The 17,889-nt window shown below is 67.3% G+C and carries 17 protein-coding genes; 5 read left to right on the forward strand and 12 right to left on the reverse strand.

Annotation, left to right across the window (positions count from 1 at the left end):
• Position 1: 1 nt before the first annotated feature.
• The 3 genes from QQA13_RS04180 (at position 2) to QQA13_RS04190 (ending at position 1,399) form a co-directional block, all read left to right on the forward strand.
• Positions 2–469, forward strand: a complete 468-nt coding sequence (locus QQA13_RS04180) for an OsmC family protein (RefSeq protein WP_108471040.1) — start codon at positions 2–4, stop codon at positions 467–469.
• Between the two features lie 112 nt (positions 470–581).
• Positions 582–1,079, forward strand: coding sequence for a DnrO protein (locus QQA13_RS04185; RefSeq protein WP_108471041.1), 498 nt, complete (start codon positions 582–584; stop codon positions 1,077–1,079).
• Between the two features lie 14 nt (positions 1,080–1,093).
• Positions 1,094–1,399: a hypothetical protein gene (locus tag QQA13_RS04190; protein ID WP_108471042.1), complete on the forward strand. Its 306-nt coding sequence runs from the start codon at positions 1,094–1,096 to the stop codon at positions 1,397–1,399.
• A gap of 34 nt (positions 1,400–1,433) precedes the next feature.
• Here the strand turns inward: QQA13_RS04190 and QQA13_RS04195 are convergent, their stop codons facing one another.
• The 8 genes from QQA13_RS04195 to QQA13_RS04230 all read right to left on the reverse strand — a co-directional run bounded on the left by QQA13_RS04195 (position 1,434) and on the right by QQA13_RS04230 (position 10,834).
• Positions 1,434–2,240 (reverse strand): prephenate dehydrogenase/arogenate dehydrogenase family protein, encoded by an 807-nt coding sequence (locus QQA13_RS04195; RefSeq protein WP_108471178.1) that lies wholly within the window; start codon positions 2,238–2,240, stop codon positions 1,434–1,436.
• A complete protein-coding gene (locus QQA13_RS04200; protein ID WP_108471179.1) occupies positions 2,237–3,343 on the reverse strand; it encodes a PLP-dependent cysteine synthase family protein in 1,107 nt (368 codons plus the stop codon). The genes QQA13_RS04195 and QQA13_RS04200 overlap by 4 nt, the downstream gene beginning before the upstream one ends.
• 14 nt (positions 3,344–3,357) lie before the next feature.
• The gene (locus QQA13_RS04205) at positions 3,358–5,313 is read right to left on the reverse strand and encodes a pyridoxal phosphate-dependent decarboxylase family protein (RefSeq protein WP_108471043.1); all 1,956 of its coding nucleotides are present in this window, start codon (positions 5,311–5,313) and stop codon (positions 3,358–3,360) included.
• Positions 5,310–5,714: a SirB2 family protein gene (locus QQA13_RS04210; protein WP_108471044.1), complete on the reverse strand. Its 405-nt coding sequence runs from the start codon at positions 5,712–5,714 to the stop codon at positions 5,310–5,312. Before QQA13_RS04210 ends, QQA13_RS04205 begins: the two co-directional genes overlap by 4 nt.
• Before the next feature lie 85 nt (positions 5,715–5,799).
• A complete protein-coding gene (locus QQA13_RS04215; protein WP_108471045.1) occupies positions 5,800–8,082 on the reverse strand; it encodes a nitric-oxide reductase large subunit in 2,283 nt (760 codons plus the stop codon).
• A gap of 393 nt (positions 8,083–8,475) precedes the next feature.
• Positions 8,476–9,324, reverse strand: coding sequence for a universal stress protein (locus tag QQA13_RS04220; protein WP_108471046.1), 849 nt, complete (start codon positions 9,322–9,324; stop codon positions 8,476–8,478).
• A gap of 25 nt (positions 9,325–9,349) precedes the next feature.
• Positions 9,350–9,919 carry a GNAT family N-acetyltransferase gene (locus tag QQA13_RS04225; protein WP_108471047.1) on the reverse strand — a complete coding sequence of 190 codons (570 nt, stop codon included), beginning with the start codon at positions 9,917–9,919 and terminating at the stop codon, positions 9,350–9,352.
• 150 nt (positions 9,920–10,069) lie between these two features.
• Entirely contained in the window at positions 10,070–10,834 is a 765-nt protein-coding gene (locus tag QQA13_RS04230) for a cyclic nucleotide-binding domain-containing protein (protein WP_108471048.1), read from the reverse strand.
• Between the two features lie 216 nt (positions 10,835–11,050).
• On the opposite strand from QQA13_RS04230, the gene QQA13_RS04235 reads away from it, so the two are divergent.
• A complete protein-coding gene (locus QQA13_RS04235; RefSeq protein ID WP_108471049.1) occupies positions 11,051–11,614 on the forward strand; it encodes a cytochrome b in 564 nt (187 codons plus the stop codon).
• A 130-nt stretch (positions 11,615–11,744) separates the two neighbouring features.
• On the opposite strand, the gene QQA13_RS04240 is transcribed toward QQA13_RS04235, so the two are convergent.
• The 4 genes from QQA13_RS04240 to QQA13_RS04255 form a co-directional block, all read right to left on the reverse strand.
• The gene (locus QQA13_RS04240; protein WP_108471050.1) at positions 11,745–13,442 is read right to left on the reverse strand and encodes a cbb3-type cytochrome c oxidase subunit I; all 1,698 of its coding nucleotides are present in this window, start codon (positions 13,440–13,442) and stop codon (positions 11,745–11,747) included.
• The gene (locus QQA13_RS04245) at positions 13,442–14,407 is read right to left on the reverse strand and encodes a c-type cytochrome (protein WP_108471051.1); all 966 of its coding nucleotides are present in this window, start codon (positions 14,405–14,407) and stop codon (positions 13,442–13,444) included. Before QQA13_RS04245 ends, QQA13_RS04240 begins: the two co-directional genes overlap by 1 nt.
• Complete coding sequence (locus tag QQA13_RS04250) at positions 14,404–14,655, reverse strand: hypothetical protein (protein WP_108471052.1); 252 nt, start codon at positions 14,653–14,655, stop codon at positions 14,404–14,406. The genes QQA13_RS04245 and QQA13_RS04250 overlap by 4 nt, the downstream gene beginning before the upstream one ends.
• A 179-nt stretch (positions 14,656–14,834) precedes the next feature.
• On the reverse strand, positions 14,835–16,226 hold the full coding sequence (locus QQA13_RS04255) for an MBL fold metallo-hydrolase (RefSeq protein ID WP_108471053.1): 1,392 nt from the start codon (positions 16,224–16,226) through the stop codon (positions 14,835–14,837).
• A gap of 186 nt (positions 16,227–16,412) precedes the next feature.
• On the opposite strand from QQA13_RS04255, the gene QQA13_RS04260 reads away from it, so the two are divergent.
• Positions 16,413–17,837: a GGDEF domain-containing protein gene (locus tag QQA13_RS04260; protein ID WP_108471054.1), complete on the forward strand. Its 1,425-nt coding sequence runs from the start codon at positions 16,413–16,415 to the stop codon at positions 17,835–17,837.
• The last annotated feature ends 52 nt before the right edge of the window (positions 17,838–17,889 follow it).

The raw sequence follows: 17,889 nt of genomic DNA on the forward strand, positions 1-17,889 counted from the left end.
CATGAGCGACACCCAGGAATTCACGCTGACCCTGACCCAGGAGTCGGATTACGTCTTCCGCATCGAATTCGACGACACGGCGATACCAGCGCTGCACACCGACGAGTCGGCGCCGCTGGGTGGCGACACCGGCCCCAACCCGTCGCGCATGCTGGTCGCGGCGGTGGCCAACTGCCTCAGCGCCAGCCTGCTGTTCTCGCTGCGCAAGTACAAGAATACGCCGGGCCGCATCGTGAGCCGGGCGAAGGCAACACTGGAGCGCAACGAACAGAAGCGGCTTCGTGTCGCGCACATCGCGGTGGCGATCGAGCTGCCGGAGGCTGCCGCCAGCTACGCGCAGATCGAGCGCCTGCTGCAGCAGTTCGAGAACTTCTGCGTGGTGACCGAAAGCGTGCGGCAAGGTGTCGCGGTGGACGTCAGCGTCCGTGACGCAACGGGTGCCGTGCTGCATGTGTCCGGGCCTGGATGAATGCCGTTCAGGACGTCTGCCGCGATGTTGACGTGGGTCAGTCGCGTCCACGCGCCTGCGCGCTAACCTCCTTCCATCCGCGGCACCCATGCCGCCTGCTGGAGTATCCCGCATGAAATCCGTGAATACCGTTCTTGCGCTGGCATGTGGCCTTGGCCTGGCGGTGGCGGCGCAGGCATCGCCGCAGCACTCGCACAAAAGCCATGCTGCACCTGCCGCCACATCCGCCGCAGCGGCACCGGCACAGCGCTGGATACCCGACGCGCCGTTGAGCGATGGCATGCGCCGCGCGCATGCCGCGGTGGATGCGTTGCGCCACTATGAGATGGGCCACATGAGTGCGCCGATGGCGGTCGATCGCGCCACCGAGGTGGAATACGCCGTGACCTACATGTTCGCCAACTGCAAGCTGGCAGCCGAGCCCGATGCTGCCCTGCACGGTATCCTGGTGCCGCTGATGAGCGCGGCGCAGATGCTGAAGGCCGACCCGAAGAAGGTTTCGGCGGTGGCCGACATGCGCGCGGCGATCGCGCACTATCCGCAGTACTTCAACGACCCCGGCTGGGACCAGCCGGCCCCGGCCACGCACGAGATGCACGACGAACCCTGAACGGGCTCCGGTACGTGACTGACTGGATCCAGGCCTGGCAATGCATCGGCTGCGGCAAGATCGAGGCGCCGCAGCCGTGCATCGGCGTGTGCCGCGACCGCAGGATCCTGATGGTCGGCAAGGAGGCGCACGAACGCGCACTGGCGGAAATCACGGCGCTGCACGCACAGCTTGCGCAGGCCCGCGCAATGCTGCAGCGCTTTGCCCTGGCCACGCCGCATGAAGGTCAATGGGAGCGCTCGTGGCTGGCCTTGCAGGCCGAGCTGCGCGAAGCGCTGGCGGTGCTGGCGAGCGTGCCGGAATCGTCCGTGCACGAGTGAGGCAGCGCCCGGAAACCGCGCAGCTCGCGGAAGCTCATGCGGGTGGAGCGGGGATCGCCAGGCTGTCGCCATCCGAGTCGGCCAGCAGCTGCCGGTGCACTCGCTCAAGTTCGGCCAGCAGCTGTGCGCGCGCCTCGGCGGCGAACGGGTTCTCGCGCTGAATCGCGGCGAACAGGTGGCCGGCGTCGCCGCGTACCGCCGCCAGCATGTGCTGCATGCCCTGGAACGAGGGCGGCGCCAACGCCAGGCCATCGTCCACGCCGATGTCGAGCAATCCCTTGGCGACGAAGAACGCCAGCGCATGGGTCATCGCCATAGCGCGGTCGTGGGCCTCCGGATCCTGCTCGATGACTTCGCAGTCGAGTGCGCGGAACAGCGCGCCGACGTGCGCGGCGGCCTGCGGGTGACCCGCGGCGGGGCAGATCACCACGCGCCGCGGGCGTTCGTCGCGGGCCAGGCTGAGCGGGCCGAACAGCGGATGCGTGCCGACGTGCGGGATGGCCGCGCCAAGCAGTTCGTCCATCGTCGCGCAGGGATGCATCTTGACGCTGCCCACGTCGATCACGGTCTGCCCGGCGTGCAGCAGCGGGCGCAGTGCGAGCAGGGCCGCGCGCATGTGCGGCACCGGCATCGCCAACACGATCCACGCTGCGCCGTCGACCGCGGCCGGCATCGACGCGGCGGCCAGCGCAGCGGGGACATCCGCGTGCGGATCCCACACGCGCACGCGATGGCCTGCCTGCACCAGCAAGTCGGCGAAGGCCTGGCCGAAGCGGCCGTAGCCGAGTACGGCGAACGTCGTGGCGGGTGGCGCGGGTTCGCGCGGCTTGGCGGCGCTCATGCCGTGAGCGGTGAGCGGCCGCTGGCCAGGCTGGTGCGCAGCGCGGCCGTCCACGGCGCGAGGTCGATGTCGTGGGCGGCCAGCCAGTCGGGATCGAACAGCGTCTGCGCGTAGCGTTCGCCGCGATCGCACAGCAGGCTGACGATGCTGCCGCGCTCGCCGCGGGCGCGCATCGAGGCAGCCAGCTGCAGGCAGGCGACCAGGTTGGTGCCGGACGAGCCGCCGTAGCGATGGCCGATGAGTTCCTCCAGCAGCCAGGCGGCGGCGATCGAGGCGGCGTCGGGTACCTCGATCACCCGGTCGACCACGTCGAAGATGAAGCCCGGTTCGACCCGCGGCCGGCCGATGCCTTCGATCAGGGTGGGCTGGCTGGCGACCGCCTGCGTGTCGCGGCTGCGCCAGCCGTGCACGAAGCCGGTGCCGCTCGGCTCGGCCACGCACAGTTGTGTGTGCAGCCGGCGGTAGCGCAGGTAACGGCCGATGGTGGCCGAGGTGCCGCCGGTACCGGCGCCGCAGACGATCCAGGCCGGTTCGGGCTCGGCTTCCAGCGCGAGCTGGCCGATGATCGACTCGGCGATGTTGTTGTTGCCGCGCCAGTCGGTGGCGCGCTCGGCCAGGCCGAACTGGTCGAGGTGGCAGGCACCCCGGGCGGCGTGTTCGGCGGCACGCTCGTGTACCTGCGCGGGATCGTCGACCAGGTCGCACTCGCCGCCAAGCGCCTGCACGTCGCGGATCTTGCCCGGCGCGGTGCAGGCCGGCATCACCGCGATGAACGGCAGGCCGAGCAGGCGCGCGAACCACGCCTCGGAAATCGCCGTGCTGCCGGAGGAAGCGTCCACCACGGTCTGCCCGCCGCGCAGCCGGCCATTGCACAGTGTGTACAGGAACAGCGAACGGGCCAGGCGATGCTTCAGGCTGCCGCTGGGATGCGCGGCTTCGTCCTTGAAGTAGAAGTCGATGCCGTGGAAGCCGGGGAAATTCAGCTTCAGCAGGTGGGTGTCGGCCGAACGCGCCGCTTCCTGCGCCAGCTTCGCCAGCGCGGTGTGCACCCAGCGGCGGTCGCTTTCGCGTTGCGGGTTGACCAGTCGCAGGACGCTGTCCATCGGAGGCTCCGTGATCATGGGTGGGAATCGGCAGTGGCGTGCAGGGCGCGCACGCGCCGGCCGAGGAAGTCGAAGTAGCGGTCGATGTAGCTGATGCCGTTCTCGTGGTCGATCAGGTAGGGATTCATCAGCGTGTGGCGCAGGATCAGCAGGCGGTCGTCGCCAGCGTCGAAGCTGGCCGGGTCCAGGCCCAGCGTGCCGAAGATGCATGCGGTCTGCGCCGGGCCCAGCATCTCCGGGCGCAGGCTGGTCACCGAGCCGAAGAACTCCTTCAGCTGCAGCGGATGGTGTGGATCGCAACGCAGTTCGTCGTGCAGTGCACGCACGAACGCGTTCGCCGTCGCCACCGAGGCGTTGCCGTGCGGGTTGAGCGCGAGGCAAACCAGGTTGCTGTCCGGTGCGAACGGCACCAGTGCGTGGACGCAGCCGGCCAGTTCCAGCGCGAAACGCTGCGCGCGTGCGTGGAAGATCTCGGCCGCGCGCACGGTGGCGCGCGGCAGCCGGCCGAAGTGGGCGTGGTCCAGTGGCAGCACCTTGTGGGTGACGTAGACTGCCGCTGCCGCGGCACCGGACTTGGAGCCTTCCGGAATGAACTGGCCCAGACTGCGGTAGCGCGCCAGATAATCCTTCGGCGTGCCGCCATGGAAGACATAGTCGGCACGTTCGGCCAGCAAGGCCATCGCGCGATGGTCACGGCAGATGAAGGCGCCGCTGCCGTAGGGCAGGTAACCAAGCTTGTGCGGGTCGACGGTGACCGAATCGGTCGCGCCCACTGCTGCGAACGCGGCATGCACGGCTGGCGTGGGGAACTGCACGTAGTCGCCGGCGACCTCGTTGCGCGGGCGCAGCGAGCCATCCTCGTTGCGGAACAGGGTGGCCAGATAGCCGCCCCAGGCGGCGTCGACGTGTACCGCGAAATCCAGTCCGCGCCCGCGTGACGCCTCACGGGCGGCGAGCACCTGATCGATGGGGTCGATGGTCCCGTACTCGGTGCCGCCGAGCACGGCCACGCACATCAGCACTGGCTGGTGCTCGCGTGCGCAGCGTTCCAGCGTGATGCACAAGGCGGCGGGGTCCAGCCGCATGCCTTCGGTAGGCAACAGCTCCAGCTGGTCGCGGCCTAGGCCGAGCAGCTTCACACCCTTGCTCCACGAGTAGTGCGCCGTGATTGGTGCCAGCACCAGGGGCACCTTCAGGCTCGGGTGCGCAGCGAAGAAGCCGGCCAGGCCGCGCTGTTCGACGCGCTCGCGTTCGACGCGCTGCAGCCAGCGCGAACGCTCGGCCGGCGTCTGCGCCGCCAGCCAGGACTGCCACGCCGTCAGCAGGGCGATGCCGTCAGCCTGGGTCAGGTTGAATGCGCTCCAGTCGTCCGCCGGCAGGGCCAGTTCCGGCACCTGCGCCGCACGCAGCGCGACCGGGAACGCCTTCAGCGCCAGGGCCAGGCGCAGCGCCTGGTAGTTGGCCAGGGTGCCGCCGGAGGTGAGGTGGCCGAACGCGCAGGCGTCCTGCGCCGGGTCGTGCGGATAGCCGAGCATGCGCGCCAGCTGCAGGCCGGCCTGCACTTCCATGTCGACCGTGACCGGTGCGGCATCCTCGCTGACGTTGTTGGGGTTGTACGGCAGCGTGAGCATCTGCGCGGCCAGTCCCGGCAGCAGCAGGTCCGAGGCCATGTGGCCGATGTAGCGCGGGCTGTGGAACGGCACCGACTTCTTCAGTGCGGCGGAGAGCTGGTGCAGCTCGCGGCGCATGCGCGATTCGAAGGCGAGGTAGTCCGGATGATGCGCGGCGGCGGTGGCGATCGCCGGTGGATCCTCGGGGTGGAAGTTGCGCCGCCAGTACACGTGGTCGCGCAGGAACTCGACCATCATCTTTTCCAGTAGCGTGTCGTTCTCGCCGTAGGGGCCGAGGAAGCAGGCGTCCAGCGTGTGGTCGCGTGGCTCGCCGTTGTCGAAGGGGTGTGCGGCGCTCATGCCAGCCACCCGTACAGCCAGCCCAGTGGGTGATGCATGCGTGCCACTCCAAGCATGTAGAGATAGGTGACCAGCGCGGCGACGAAAAAGCCGGTTCGCGCACGCGGCGTGCGTGCCCGTTTCAGCGCCAGCGTGGCAAGCACCACGTAGAGCACCAGCAGCACCAGCTTGGTGGTGAGCCAGCCGTTGGCGAACAGCGCGCCGGGCAGGATGCTCAGCAGCATCAGCGCGGCGGTGAGCAGGGTGGTGTCGATCGCGTAGCTGAGCCAGCGCACCGGCATCCACTGCGCGGCGCCGGCATGACCGGCCTGCACCAGCAGGCCGCGCAGTGCGAACAGCGAACCGCTGGCCAGCACGCAGGCGATGTGTACCCACTTGATTTGGGGATAGAACTCGAACACCGGATTTCCGTAACGTTTTCGCGATGCTGCAAGCATCAGGGCGCGCCTTGCGGCGCGCCCTGACGTGGGTCATGTCAGCGGTTTGTCATGCACCCTCGGTTTGCCCCTGCGGCAGCGGCAGGTTGGCCGTACGGCGTTTCGGCGCCAGCCACAGCGCCGCGACGAACACCGCGATCAGCAGCGCGCCGATGGCGAACAGGGTGTCACCCGGCACGCGCATCCACACCAGCATGTGGATCAGCGGGCGGTCCATGAACTCGGCCGAACGGGCGAACCAGTAACCGTGGTCGAGTACCGCCTTCAGCTGCAGGATGCCCAGCGGCAGCAGGGTCAGCGCGGCCATCAGCGACAGGCCGATGTTGAGCAGCCAGAACGAGCTCTTCAGCCAGCCTTCGCGCCACTCGGCGTCCGGCCTGATGCCGCGCAGGCAGAACAGCATCAGGCCCAGGCCGAGCATGCCGTACACGCCGAACAGTGCGGTGTGGCCATGCGTGGCGGTGAGGTTCAGGCCCTGCATGTAGTACAGCGCGATCGGCGTGTTGACGAGGAAGCCGAGCAGGCCCGCGCCGACCAGGTTCCAGAAGCTCACCGCCACGAAGAACATGATCGGCCAGCGGTAGCGCACCATCCACGGGGCCTCGTGCTGCTTCTTCCAGGTGTCGTAGGCTTCCAGGCCGATCAGGGCCAGTGGTACCACTTCCAGTGCCGAGAAGCTGGCACCCAGGGCGATCACCGCCGTGGTGGTGCCGCTGAAGTACAGGTGGTGCAGGGTGCCCAGCACGCCGCCGGCCATGAACACGATGGTGGCGAACAGCACGTTGGTGGTGGCCGTGGTCACCCGCAGCAGGCCCAGGCGCACGAACAGGTAGCTGATCACCGCGGTGGCGAACACTTCGAAGAAGCCTTCCACCCACAGGTGCACCACCCACCAGCGCCAGTACTCGACCATCGCGATGTGGGTATGCTCGCCCCACATCAGGCCGGCGCCGTAGAGCAGGCCGATCGCCACGGTGGACAGGAACAGCAGGCCCACGATCGAGGCGCCTTCCTTGTTGCGGTCCATCGCCGGCCACAGCGCGCGGCCGACCAGGAACAGCCACAGCATCAGGCCGATGAACAGGAAGATCTGCCAGAAGCGGCCGAGGTCGGTGTACTCCCAGCCCTGGTGGCCGAACCAGAAGTTGTACTTGAGGCCCATCTTGTCCATCACCGCGAACCACTGGCCGGCGAAGGAGCCGACCACGATGACCAGCAGGCAGACCCACAGGAAGTTCACCCCGAGCCGCTGGAATTTCGGTTCATGGCCGGAGATCAGCGGCGCGATGTACAGGCCGGTGGCCAGCCATGCGGTGGCGATCCACAGCACGGCCAGTTCGGTATGCCAGGTGCGGGTGAGGCTGTATGGCAGGTAGTTGGCCAGTGCGAAACCGTAGGCCTGCTGGCCTTCCACCTGGTAGTGCGCGGTGGTGGCGCCCAGCAGGATCTGCGCCAGGAACAGGCCCAGCACGGTCCAGAAATACTTGCCGGTGGCCTTCATCGACGGCGTGGCCTTGAACTCGGTCAGCGGATCGCGCGCCGGAACAATCGGTAGCGGTTCGTGACTGACCTGGCGGGCGTGATGCCAGCCGAGCAGGCCGATGCCGAAGATCATGAACAGGATGCTGAAGACCGACCACAGGAAGCTGGTCGAGGTCGGCGTGTTGCCGGCCAGCGGTTCGTATGGCCAGTTCTGCGTGTAGCTCATCGCCTCGTTCGGGCGCTGCGTGGCGGCGGCCCAGCTGGTCCACCAGAAGAAGGCGGTGACCTCGCGCCGATGTTCCATCTCGGCCACGGTGTTCTCGCGCATGGCATAGCCTTCGCGCAGCTTGTGCGTGGCCGGGTCGTTGCCGAACAGGCTCATGTAATGCGCCGCGACGGCTTCCATCGCATGCGCGCGCAGCGCCGAGACGGTGATGGTGTTGCTGGCCGCGTCCCAGGTGTTGGTACGCAGTTCTTCCTGCACGCGTGCCTTCAGCGGTGCCTGCTGCTGCGCCGTCAGCGAGTCGTAGGGACCCAGGCCGGCGTCGCGGGAAAGCAGCTCAAGCATCGCCATGCTTTCGCGGTGCAACCAGTCGGCGCTCCAGTCCGGCGCCAGCAGCGCGCCGTGGCCCCAGATGGATCCCAATTGCTGGCCGCCGATGCTCTGCCACACTTGGCGGCCTTCCTCCATGTCGGCCTTGGTGTACAGCGTCTGGCCGTCTGCGGTGACGACGGCGGTGGGCAGCGGCGGCGCCTGCTGGTGGACCTCCTTGCCGACCCACAGCAGGACGGCGAAGGACGCGACGAGCAACGCCGCCAGTCCGAGCCAGAGTTTTCGGGTGGTACTCATCAGTGCTTCTCCCTAAAAAGTGCGCGCATGCTCGGCGAGGCAGGGCGTGGCGATCTTGATGCAGGTCAAACGGTCACCACCTCGCGTCGCGCAAATTGTCGCGGCCGCCGCCGGATGCGCATGGTCGCCATGGCATGATCGGCATGGCGCATTGCGCATGAGGGGAGTGCGGGCAGGCATGAACGATCGACCCGGACCGGAAGGGGTGCGATTTCCGTTGCTGCTGCTGGCGGTGTTCCTGGTCGCCGCAATGGCTCCCGGCATCGCGCCGCACTAGCGCCAGGGCTGGCTGATGGAGAACGTGCTGGTGCTGCTGGCGTGGCCCGATCCCGCCGCCGGCATGGCGCCCCAGCAGTGGAATCCGTCAGACGCTGACAGTGCGGGCGTACGGGTCTAGTGCTGCATCAGCACCGGCACGGTGGCTTCTTCCAGCACATGCCGGGTGGCGCCGCCGAACACGCGTTCGCGCATGCGCGAACGGCCATAGGCACCCATCACCAGCAGGTTCGCGTCGATGCTTTCGACTTCCTTCAGCAGGATTTCGCCGGCCATCGCGGAGGAGGAGCGGATGTAGCTGGGCCTGGCCGTGATGCCATGGCGCAGCAGGTAGACGAACGGGTCGAAACGCGGACGTTGTTCGTCACCGTCGCGCACATCGCCATCGACCAGGGTGACCTGCTGCGCCACCTTGAGGAATGGCAGGGCTGAATGGATCGCGCGGATCGCCTCGAGGCTGCCATTGCAGCCGATCACGATGCGCTCGAAGCGGATTTCCCGGTTCCAGCGCGGAGGCAGGATCAGGCAGGGCAGGCGACAGGACAGGATCGCCTCGCCGAGGATGTCGAACAGGCCGGATGCCTGCACCATGTCGCGCTCGATCACCGCCAGGTCGTGCCTCGCGCCGAGCCAGCGCAAGCTATGGGCGATGCCGGTCCGGGCGACGATCCAGTCGGCGTTGCGTACGCCTGACTGGCGCGCGAGGGACTCGAAGGCAGCGTGATTGTCGGCGAATCCGCTTTGCGGTTCGAGCAGCAGGCCGAGCACGGTGGGCTCGTCGCCGGCTTCGGTGCCGATGAGCTTCCGCAACGCGGGGTCGATGTAGCAGCCGGTCAGGTTGCTGCCCCAGCGCGAGGCGATGGCGACGCCGGCGATGACAGCGGGGCTCCATGGGTCGGTCGAGGTTGCCAGCGCGAGGATGTCGCCCGGGCGCGTCACGCATGGTGTCTGTTCGGTGCTGGTCATGGCGGGGTTGCCGATTCGGTGGCGATCAAAGATCGAGTGCATGGATGACCTGGGTGGCGTCATCCGGGTCGAGCCGGCGGCGGAAGCCCAGGTAGCCGGCCAGTTCGCGCATCGGCTCGTTTTCGGCGGCGTCGATCGAGAACATCGTGCGGAATCCGTTCTTGCGTGCGATGTCGATCAGGCGCCTCATCAGCAGCACGGCAAGGCCGCGATGGCGCCAGTCGTCGGCCACCGTCACTGCGCACTCGCACTGCTTCTCGTCGCCGCTGGCGCTGTAGCGGCTGACGCCGACCTCGCGCAGCTCGCCGTTGTCGTGGGCGAGCGCCACGAAGGCCACCCGGTCCCGGTCATCGACGTCCATCAGCTGGTCAAGCAGGGCCGGGCTTGCTTCCTTCAGGTTGCCCAGGAAGCGGAAACGGCAGGCCTGCTCGGACATCCGGTTGATGAAGTCCGTTTCGCGCTGGCGGTCCTGCGGGCGCAGCGGGCGGATCAGTACCGGGCTGCCGTCATTCAGGGTCTCGATCCAGTGTGTGCCCTCGATGGCGCCGAACGGCGTGACGGGGGTGGTGACGGGGGTGTGGTGGACATTGGACATGAGCTGTTCCCGCGGCGGGTGAATCGTGATCGATTCCCACGCCGGGACGGGTGACCATCGCGGCATGGCTCCTTGCAGGATCAAGTTTTACGCCGGCTGGCCGTGGCTCGAATTGACCCTGGTCAATCCGGGATGAACGCGGCGGCGGGTTCAGCCGGCGTCGCGCTGCTTCGACGACGCCGTGGCATTGCTGCGGCAGAGTTCGGCGAGCAGGTCGGGGCGACGGATGTGCACGGATTTGCGGTTGACCTCGAGCACGCCCATTTCCTCCAGGCGCGAGAACAGCCGGCTGACCGTCTCGACCACCAGGCCGAGGTAGTTGGCGATGTCGTAGCGCGACATCGACAGGGTGAGGGCGGTGCCATCGCGCTGCAGGCGCTGGTAGCGGTCGGCCAGGCCCTTCAGGAAGATCGCCAGCTGCTCCTGCGCCTGTTGCTTGCCCATCATCACCAGGTGGCGATGTTCCTCGATCACTTCGCGGCTGATCACCCGCATCAGTTGCCGGTGCAGCGCCGGCACCTCGCTGGTGACCTGTTGCAACCGGTCATAGGGCAGCTCGCAGATGCTGCTGCGTTCCAGTGCCTCGGCCTGGCTGACGTGCCGGTTCGAAGCCAGCGCGTCGAAACCGATGATTTCGCCGGGCAGGTGGAAGCCGAGGATCTGCACGTCGCCGGTATCGTCCAGCACGAAGGTCTTCAGCGAACCGGAACGCACCACGTAGAGCGCATCGAACGGGTCGCCATCGCGGTACAGCACGCCGCCGCGGTCCAGCGTACGCTTGTCGCGGACCGCCGTGTCCAGCTGCTCCAGGTCGTTGTTGCCGATGCCGGCGGGCAGGCACAATTCACTCAGGGCGCAGGTTGAGCAGCTGCGTCGCAGCAGGTTCAGGTCAAGCACGGTGGCTGCGGGGGCCATCGACGTCCTCACAGGGCTTGAAACGGGCTTTCACGGGCCCCTTCGGTGGCCGGGGCAGATGGCCGCACCTTAGCATGGCAAGGCGTCAATTCTGTGCGTATTTGACCGTGGTCAAGTGGCGCATGGACCTTTCGCCGCAGGCTGTCGGCACGGCCGGGTCCACGCGCGGTGGCGGTTGGACCGGGGCCGTCCCACATTCCACTTGCAGAGATCGCCATGAACTGGAAAAACACCAAGGACCGTTACAGCTCGCTGTCGATCGGCATGCACTGGCTGATGCTGCTGTTGCTGGTCGCCGTCTATGCCTGCATCGAATTGCGCGGCTTCTACCCGCGCGGCAGCGATCTGCGCGAGGGCCTGAAGACCTGGCACTTCATGCTTGGCCTGGGCGTGTTCGCACTGGTCTTCGTGCGGCTGGCGATCCGCTTCGCGGCGGGGGCGACGCCACCGATCCGGCCGGCGCCGCCGCTGTGGCAGGAGCGCCTGGCCGCGCTGATGCACCTGGCGCTGTACGCCTTTCTGATCGTGATGCCGCTGCTCGGCTGGCTGGTGCTCAGCGCCAAGGGCAAGCCGGTGCCGTTCTTCGGCCTGTCATTGCCGGCGCTGATGGGGGCAGACAAGGCGCTCGCCGACTCGCTGGAAGAGATCCACGAGACCATCGGCACGATCGGCTACTACCTGGTCGGCCTGCACGCGGCGGCTGCGCTGGTGCACCACTACATGAACCGGGACAACACCTTGCTGCGCATGTTGCCGCGGCGTGGTGGGCGCATGTCGTGACACCGTTCGTCGATGCCGCTGGCGCCAGCGGCCGCTGCAGGAGCGGCGGCAGACGGCGGACGCATTAGCCCATGCAAAAGGCCGCCGGGTTTCCCCGGCGGCCTTTTCTTGTCACTTCACCACCCCGTGCTCAGGCCTGCGCGGGCAGCACCCGCAGCAGTGACGGCATGCTCGCCGCGTTCGTGCGAGCTTCCATCGAAGCCAGGAAGCGCCACACAAACAGCAGGGTCACCAGCATCAACCCCGGGTAGCCAATGCCCGCCAGCAGATAGGGCAGGGTCGGGTCGCCAGCCACGCGTACGCGCGGCAGGTTGAAGCTGAGCAGGCCGAGCGTGATGATCGTGCCGAACACCCACATCATCAACAACCAGATGCCGGCTTCGAAGCCGCTCAGCGGGCGACTCCAGCGGGTGACCGGGTGGACGTCCGCCGAACCGCCGTGCACATCCGTGCCTGCCGGAACGCTGATGCGACGCCCCAGCGTGAACAGGTCGTAGGCCACCACCACCGCACCCACCGCGAAGACGACGCCGAACAGCGGCAGCAGCAGTTTGAACACGCCCATGGAGCGGGCGACGTCGCCACCGAACCAGTCCAGGCCGAGGATGCGGTAGACGTAGATCTGCACGGTGCCGCCCAGGTTGAAGGCGAACGCCATGCCGAGCATGCCCACCAGCACCAGCCAGAAGCCGAGCTTGCCCAGGCGCTGGTCGTAGTTGGTCACCTTGCGCATGATCGGTACCGCGAAGTAGGCGGCGGCGATACCCAGCATGCCGAAGGTGCCGAACAGGGCCAGATGCCCATGCCCCGGGGTGACCCAGGTGCCGTGCGACCACACGTTGGTCAGCGCGAAGGTCATGCTGAAACCCAGGATGCCCGCACCGATCTGCTCCAGCACCACCGAGCCGAGGATGAAGTAGAACGCGGGCGCGTTCTCCAGCGGGCGCTTGTTGGTGTGTGCGTCGAGGTAGATGTGCCAGAAGCAGAACACCAGCGGCAGCGGCTCCAGCGCGCTGAACACCGAACCCCAGAACTGCCAGAACGCCGGCGTGCCGATCCAGAAATAGTGGTGCGCGTTGCCGATCAGCCCGGACAGCCATACCAGTGCCACGCCCCAGAACACGGCGAAGCCCACCGATTTGACATCGACCTTGAACATCAGCACCAGCAGGAAGCCGACCAGGGTGATGTGGATCACCTCCCACACGCCCTCGACCCAGTAGTGCACCACGAACCAGCGGAAATATTCCTGCAGGTCCAACCGTGCCACGTAGAACAGGCCGAACACCCACACCGCCATCAGCGCGCTGACGCCGAGGCCCAGGCCCCAGTGGATCTCGTTCCACTGGCGTACCGGCGGGAAGGTGCGCAGCACCACGAAGGCGAGGATCGCGAAGCCGACCAGCACCAACACGCCGGCGATGCGCCCGGCCTCCAGGTATTCCAGCCCCTGCTGCAGCCACGGCTGCCCTTCCCACCAGCCGGCGATGCCGACCTGGGCCAGGCGCAGGGTGAAGAAGTTCCACAGCGCGATCACGATCAACGCGTAGAACAGCAGCTTGATCAGCCATGGCGCGACCATGTCGCGTTTGGACAGGATCGGGCCGACGAACAGGATCGCGCCAATGAAGCCGCACAGGATCCACAGGATGCCGAGGTTGAGGTGTTCGGCGCGGGCAACGTTGAAGTTCATCACGCCGGCGAGCACGGTCGGGTCAACCTGCTGGGTGGCCAGCAGCAGGCCGTAACCGACCTGGATCACGAACAGCACCAGCATCAGCATGAAGAAGCGCAGGCTCAACCTTTGTGTCTGGTATTCGATCTGCATCACTGCTTCTCCAAGGTGTGGAGGTAGGCCACGATGGCGTTGACTTCATCGTCCTTCAGCAAGGTCCCGTAGGCGGGCATCACGCCCGTCGGATAACCCGCCACGATCTTTGCGTTGGGCTGACGGATCGATTCCTGCAGATAGGCGTCATCGGCGGTGACCGTGCTGCCGTCAGCCAGGGCGACCTTCGCGTTGTACAGGCCTCCCCAGCCCGGGCCGACCAGACGTTTGTCGTCGGTCGCATGGCATGCCAGGCAGCCGTTGTCCTTCACCAGCTGCGCGCCGTGCGCGGCGGGATCGAGTGCGGCGCTGGCCGGGCCCGGCGCTGCGGACGGCGCCGGTGCCGGCGCTGCCGCCACGGTGCCATGTGCAAGCTGCAGGCGATGATCGAGTCCTTCCACCTCGACCTTCGGTGGCCAGCCCTCGGTGTTCATCGCCGAGGTGTACTTGAGGTAGGCGATCAGCTGGCCGATTTCGTCCTTGGTCAGCGGTAGGTTCGGCATCATCGTGGTGCCGCCGCCGCGACGTTCGATGCGCTCGGCGGCGCCCGGAAATTTCTTCAGGTAGGCATCGATCGAATCGCTGCCGACATCGGCCTGCTGGCTCGGATCGAGCAGCTGCGCGCGCACCGCCGCGTTGGTCGGCCAGCCGCCCGCGGAAGGCAGGAACGCCGCCAGCCAGGCAGGTCCGGCGCGCTTGTATTCCTTGGTCAGATCCGGGCCCAGGTAGGCGCCGTTGCCGACCATGGTGTGGCAGCCCATGCAGTTGTAGGCCTGGAAGACCCGCTTGCCGTCGGTGGCCTTGTACGGCCCGAAGGACACCGTGTCGGGGGTGACCTGGCCGCGTGACTTCAGGAAGGAGAATATCGACAGTGCGATGAAGATCAGCGCGAGGATGCCCAGGACCACGAAGGCCCCGCGACGCCGCGGTGTTTCGCAACTGCTGCCGCCGACTCCACAGCTCATGAGAGTTTCGCCTTGTCCGTGGTGGTTGCGGCCTGCTCTTGCGTGTCGTGCAGGAACAGGATGCGCAGGCTGCCGATGAATACGTAGAACACGTACACCGCCAGGACGAAACCGATTACGAAGTAGGCCCACCACGCGAGGTGTGATTCGGGCCAATACTCGTAGTTGAGCCAGAATGGCCAGGACAACAGGACGGCTGCCACACAGGCCAGCACCGAAAGCGTCAGATCAGTGATCCGCTGCGTCATGCGATTGCTCCCCAAGATTGGTTCGAGCGCGACCCGAAAACGTCGATGACCACTGGATCCCTCCCCGAGGGATCCGCGTACCGGGCGGGCAGAATATAGAAGCGGGGGGAGCCACCGCGTTTGATCCACGTCAAGCGGGGGCGTCTTTCCCGGGCGCATTCGCCCGCACGCGTCGGCCGTCAGTCGATCTTGATCGGCTCGTGCAGGCCGGGCAGCTGGCAGGCGACGTCGCGCGCGGCCAGCACCTCCTGCATCGCCCGCATGCCGCGGCCGTACTCGCCGTGCACCAGGAACACCTTGCGCCGCGGCACATCGCCCAGCCAGGCCAGCAGCGAGGGCTGGTCGGCGTGGGCGGAGAAGCCGTTGATGGTCCACACCTGCGCGCGCACCGGGATCTCCTCGTTGAATACGCGCACGCTGGCCGCACCGTCGATGATCCGCCGCGCCAGCGTGCCTTCCGCGGCATAGCCGACGAACACCACGCTGCTGCGTTCGCGCCACAGGTTGTGCTTGAGGTGGTGGCGCACACGGCCGCCGTTGCACATGCCCGAGCCGGCCAGGATGATCGCGCCGCCGTCGACGTTGTTGATCGCCATCGACTCGGCCGTCTCGCGGATGAAGTGCAGGCCGGGCATGGCGAACGGATCGCCGTGCTGCAGTTCATCCAGGAAACCCTTGTCGAAGCATTCCGGATGGCGGCGGAAGATCTCGGTGGCGGAAATCGCCATCGGCGAGTCGAGGAACACGCGCACGTGCGACGGGATCGCGCCGCCCGCGATGCCGCGGTGCAGGTAGTAGAGGATTTCCTGGGTGCGCTCCAGCGCGAAGGTGGGAATCACCACGTTGCCGCGGCGGTTCACCGTTTCGCGGATGGCCTGGTACATCTCGTCCACGGAGTCCGGCACCGAACGGTGCGGGCGGTCGCCGTAGGTGCTTTCCATCACCACATAGTCGGCGGCCGGCGCGGGCGTCGGGTCGCGCAGCAGCGGCCGGCCAGGGTTGCCGAGGTCGCCGGAAAACAGCATGCGGCGTTGCTGCTTGCCGTCGTCGAGCTGCAGCAGGATCGAGGCCGAGCCGAGGATGTGGCCGGCGTCGAGGAAGCGCGCGCTGATGCCCTCGACGACTTGCACGGTTTCGTCATAGCCGACATCGGCACCGAAGAAGTCCAGCGCATGCAGCGCGTCGTCCAGCGTGTACAGCGGTGGCGTCACCGCCTCGCCGCTGCGGTTGCGGCGCTGCGCGCGGCGCGCTTCTTCCTCCTGCAGGCCGGCGGCATCGAGCATCACCACCCGCGCCAGTTCGCGGGTGGCGGCGGTGGTGATGATGCGTCCGCGGAACCCCTGGCGCACCAGCAACGGGATCCTGCCGCAATGATCGAGATGGGCATGGGTGAGCAGCAGCACGTCGATGCCGGCCGGGTCGAAGCCGAACGGTTCGGCGTTGGCCCGCTCGACGTCTTCGCTGCCCTGGAACATGCCGCAGTCGATCAGCACGCGGCGGTCGTTGCAGGTGACGAGGTGGCACGAGCCGGTGACCTGTTTGGCGGCGCCGTGGCAGCTGTAGATGATCATGCGTTCCCTGACTGTGCGGATGACGGCCGTCCGGACGGCTCGCGGCAGACTGTGGCAGAGTACCTCGGCAGCCGGATTGATCGTCGTCAATTCGGGGCGCCCGCCGACTGTGCCATGGTGTGTTCCGTGCCGTTGTACTGCCGTGCACGAGTGGCGGCAGGCTTCCCGGCATGGATGGGGGTCGCCATGATCACAGTGCCTTTCCACCACGATCTGGACGTCGTGCAGGTCTTCCTGCGCTTCTCGCGCGCCGTCGCCCTGCTGGTCTGCGCGGTGGCGCTGGTCGTGCTGGCCGGCTGGTGGTGGGACCGGCCGCTGCTGGTCACGATATGGCCGGGGCAGGCCGCGATGACGGCGAATGCGGCGATCGGCTTCGTACTGTCCGGCAGTTCGCTGCTGCTCAGTCAGAACCCCGCGCCATGGTGGTCGGGCTTCGGTCGCTGGCTGTCGCTGGCCGCGCTGGCGATTGGCGCGGTCACGCTCCTGGAATACCTCTGGATGATGGATCCCGGCATCGACCACCTGTTTGCCGGTCCGCCCGCATGGTGGTCCGGCCGCTGGCCCGGACGCATGACCGAACCGGTGGCGGTGGGGTTCGTGTTGCTCGGTGGCCTGGGCGCGCTGCCGCTCGTGCGGCGCTGGTTGTACCTGCGCGAGGGACTGGCCATCGGCCTGCTGGTGATCTCGATGAGCGGCCTGGCCTCCTATGGCATCGCGCTGGTCGGCAAAAGCGGCATGCCATTCGGACGCATGCCGATCCACACCTCGTTGCTGATGCTGCTGGCAACCCTTGGCTGGCTGTGCGCCACGCCCACCCTCGGGCTGACCCGGGTGGCCACGGCAGATACGCTGGGTGGTGCGCTGGCACGCCGCCTGCTGCTGCCGGCCTTGCTGCTGCCAGCGGTCTTTGCGTTCGTGTTCGAGCTGCTGCAGTCCTGGCTGGGCCTGTCCGAAACGCTGGCGTTCGTGTTGCTGGCCCTGTTCAGCGGCGGCGCGGTGGCCGGGCTGGTGTGGTGGGTGGCCAACCTGTTCGACGAGCTGGAGCGCCAGCACCGCAAGAGCATCCTGCTGCGCAACGATGCCGACACCGACATCCTGACCGGGCTGGCCAATCGGCGCGCGCTCGACGAGGCGCTGGCCAGCCTGCTGCGCGGCCAGCGCGAGCACGACGCGATGTTCTCGCTGCTGATGCTCGACCTGGACCGGTTCAAATCCTTCAATGACGATTTCGGCCACCTGGTCGGCGACCAGGTGCTGCGCATCACCGGCCAGCTGCTGCGCGCGGCGCTGCGTCCATCGGACATGGCCGCACGCTACGGCGGCGAAGAGTTCGTGCTGCTGTTGCCGGATACCGACCTGCACGGCGCCAGCGAGGTGGCAGCGCGCCTGCTCGATGCGTTCCGCGGCTTCGCCTGGCCACAGCGTACGGTCACGGTCAGCATCGGCGTGGCACAGGCCGCCGCTGGCGAGACCACCGAGGACCTGATCCGGCGCGCCGACACCGCGCTGTACGACGCCAAGCATGCGGGGCGGGACCAGGCGGTGGCGGCGATCGCGCTGCCGCAGGCGGTCCGGGCGGAAACCTTTCCGCACGCCATCACGGGTCCTTAAGACCCACATAAGCCGTCCCGGTTGCAATGCCGTCCAAGGCAATCCTGCCGAT

Origin of the sequence: Rhodanobacter thiooxydans, from assembly GCF_030291135.1 — a bacterium.
Lineage (GTDB): Bacteria > Pseudomonadota > Gammaproteobacteria > Xanthomonadales > Rhodanobacteraceae > Rhodanobacter > Rhodanobacter thiooxydans_A.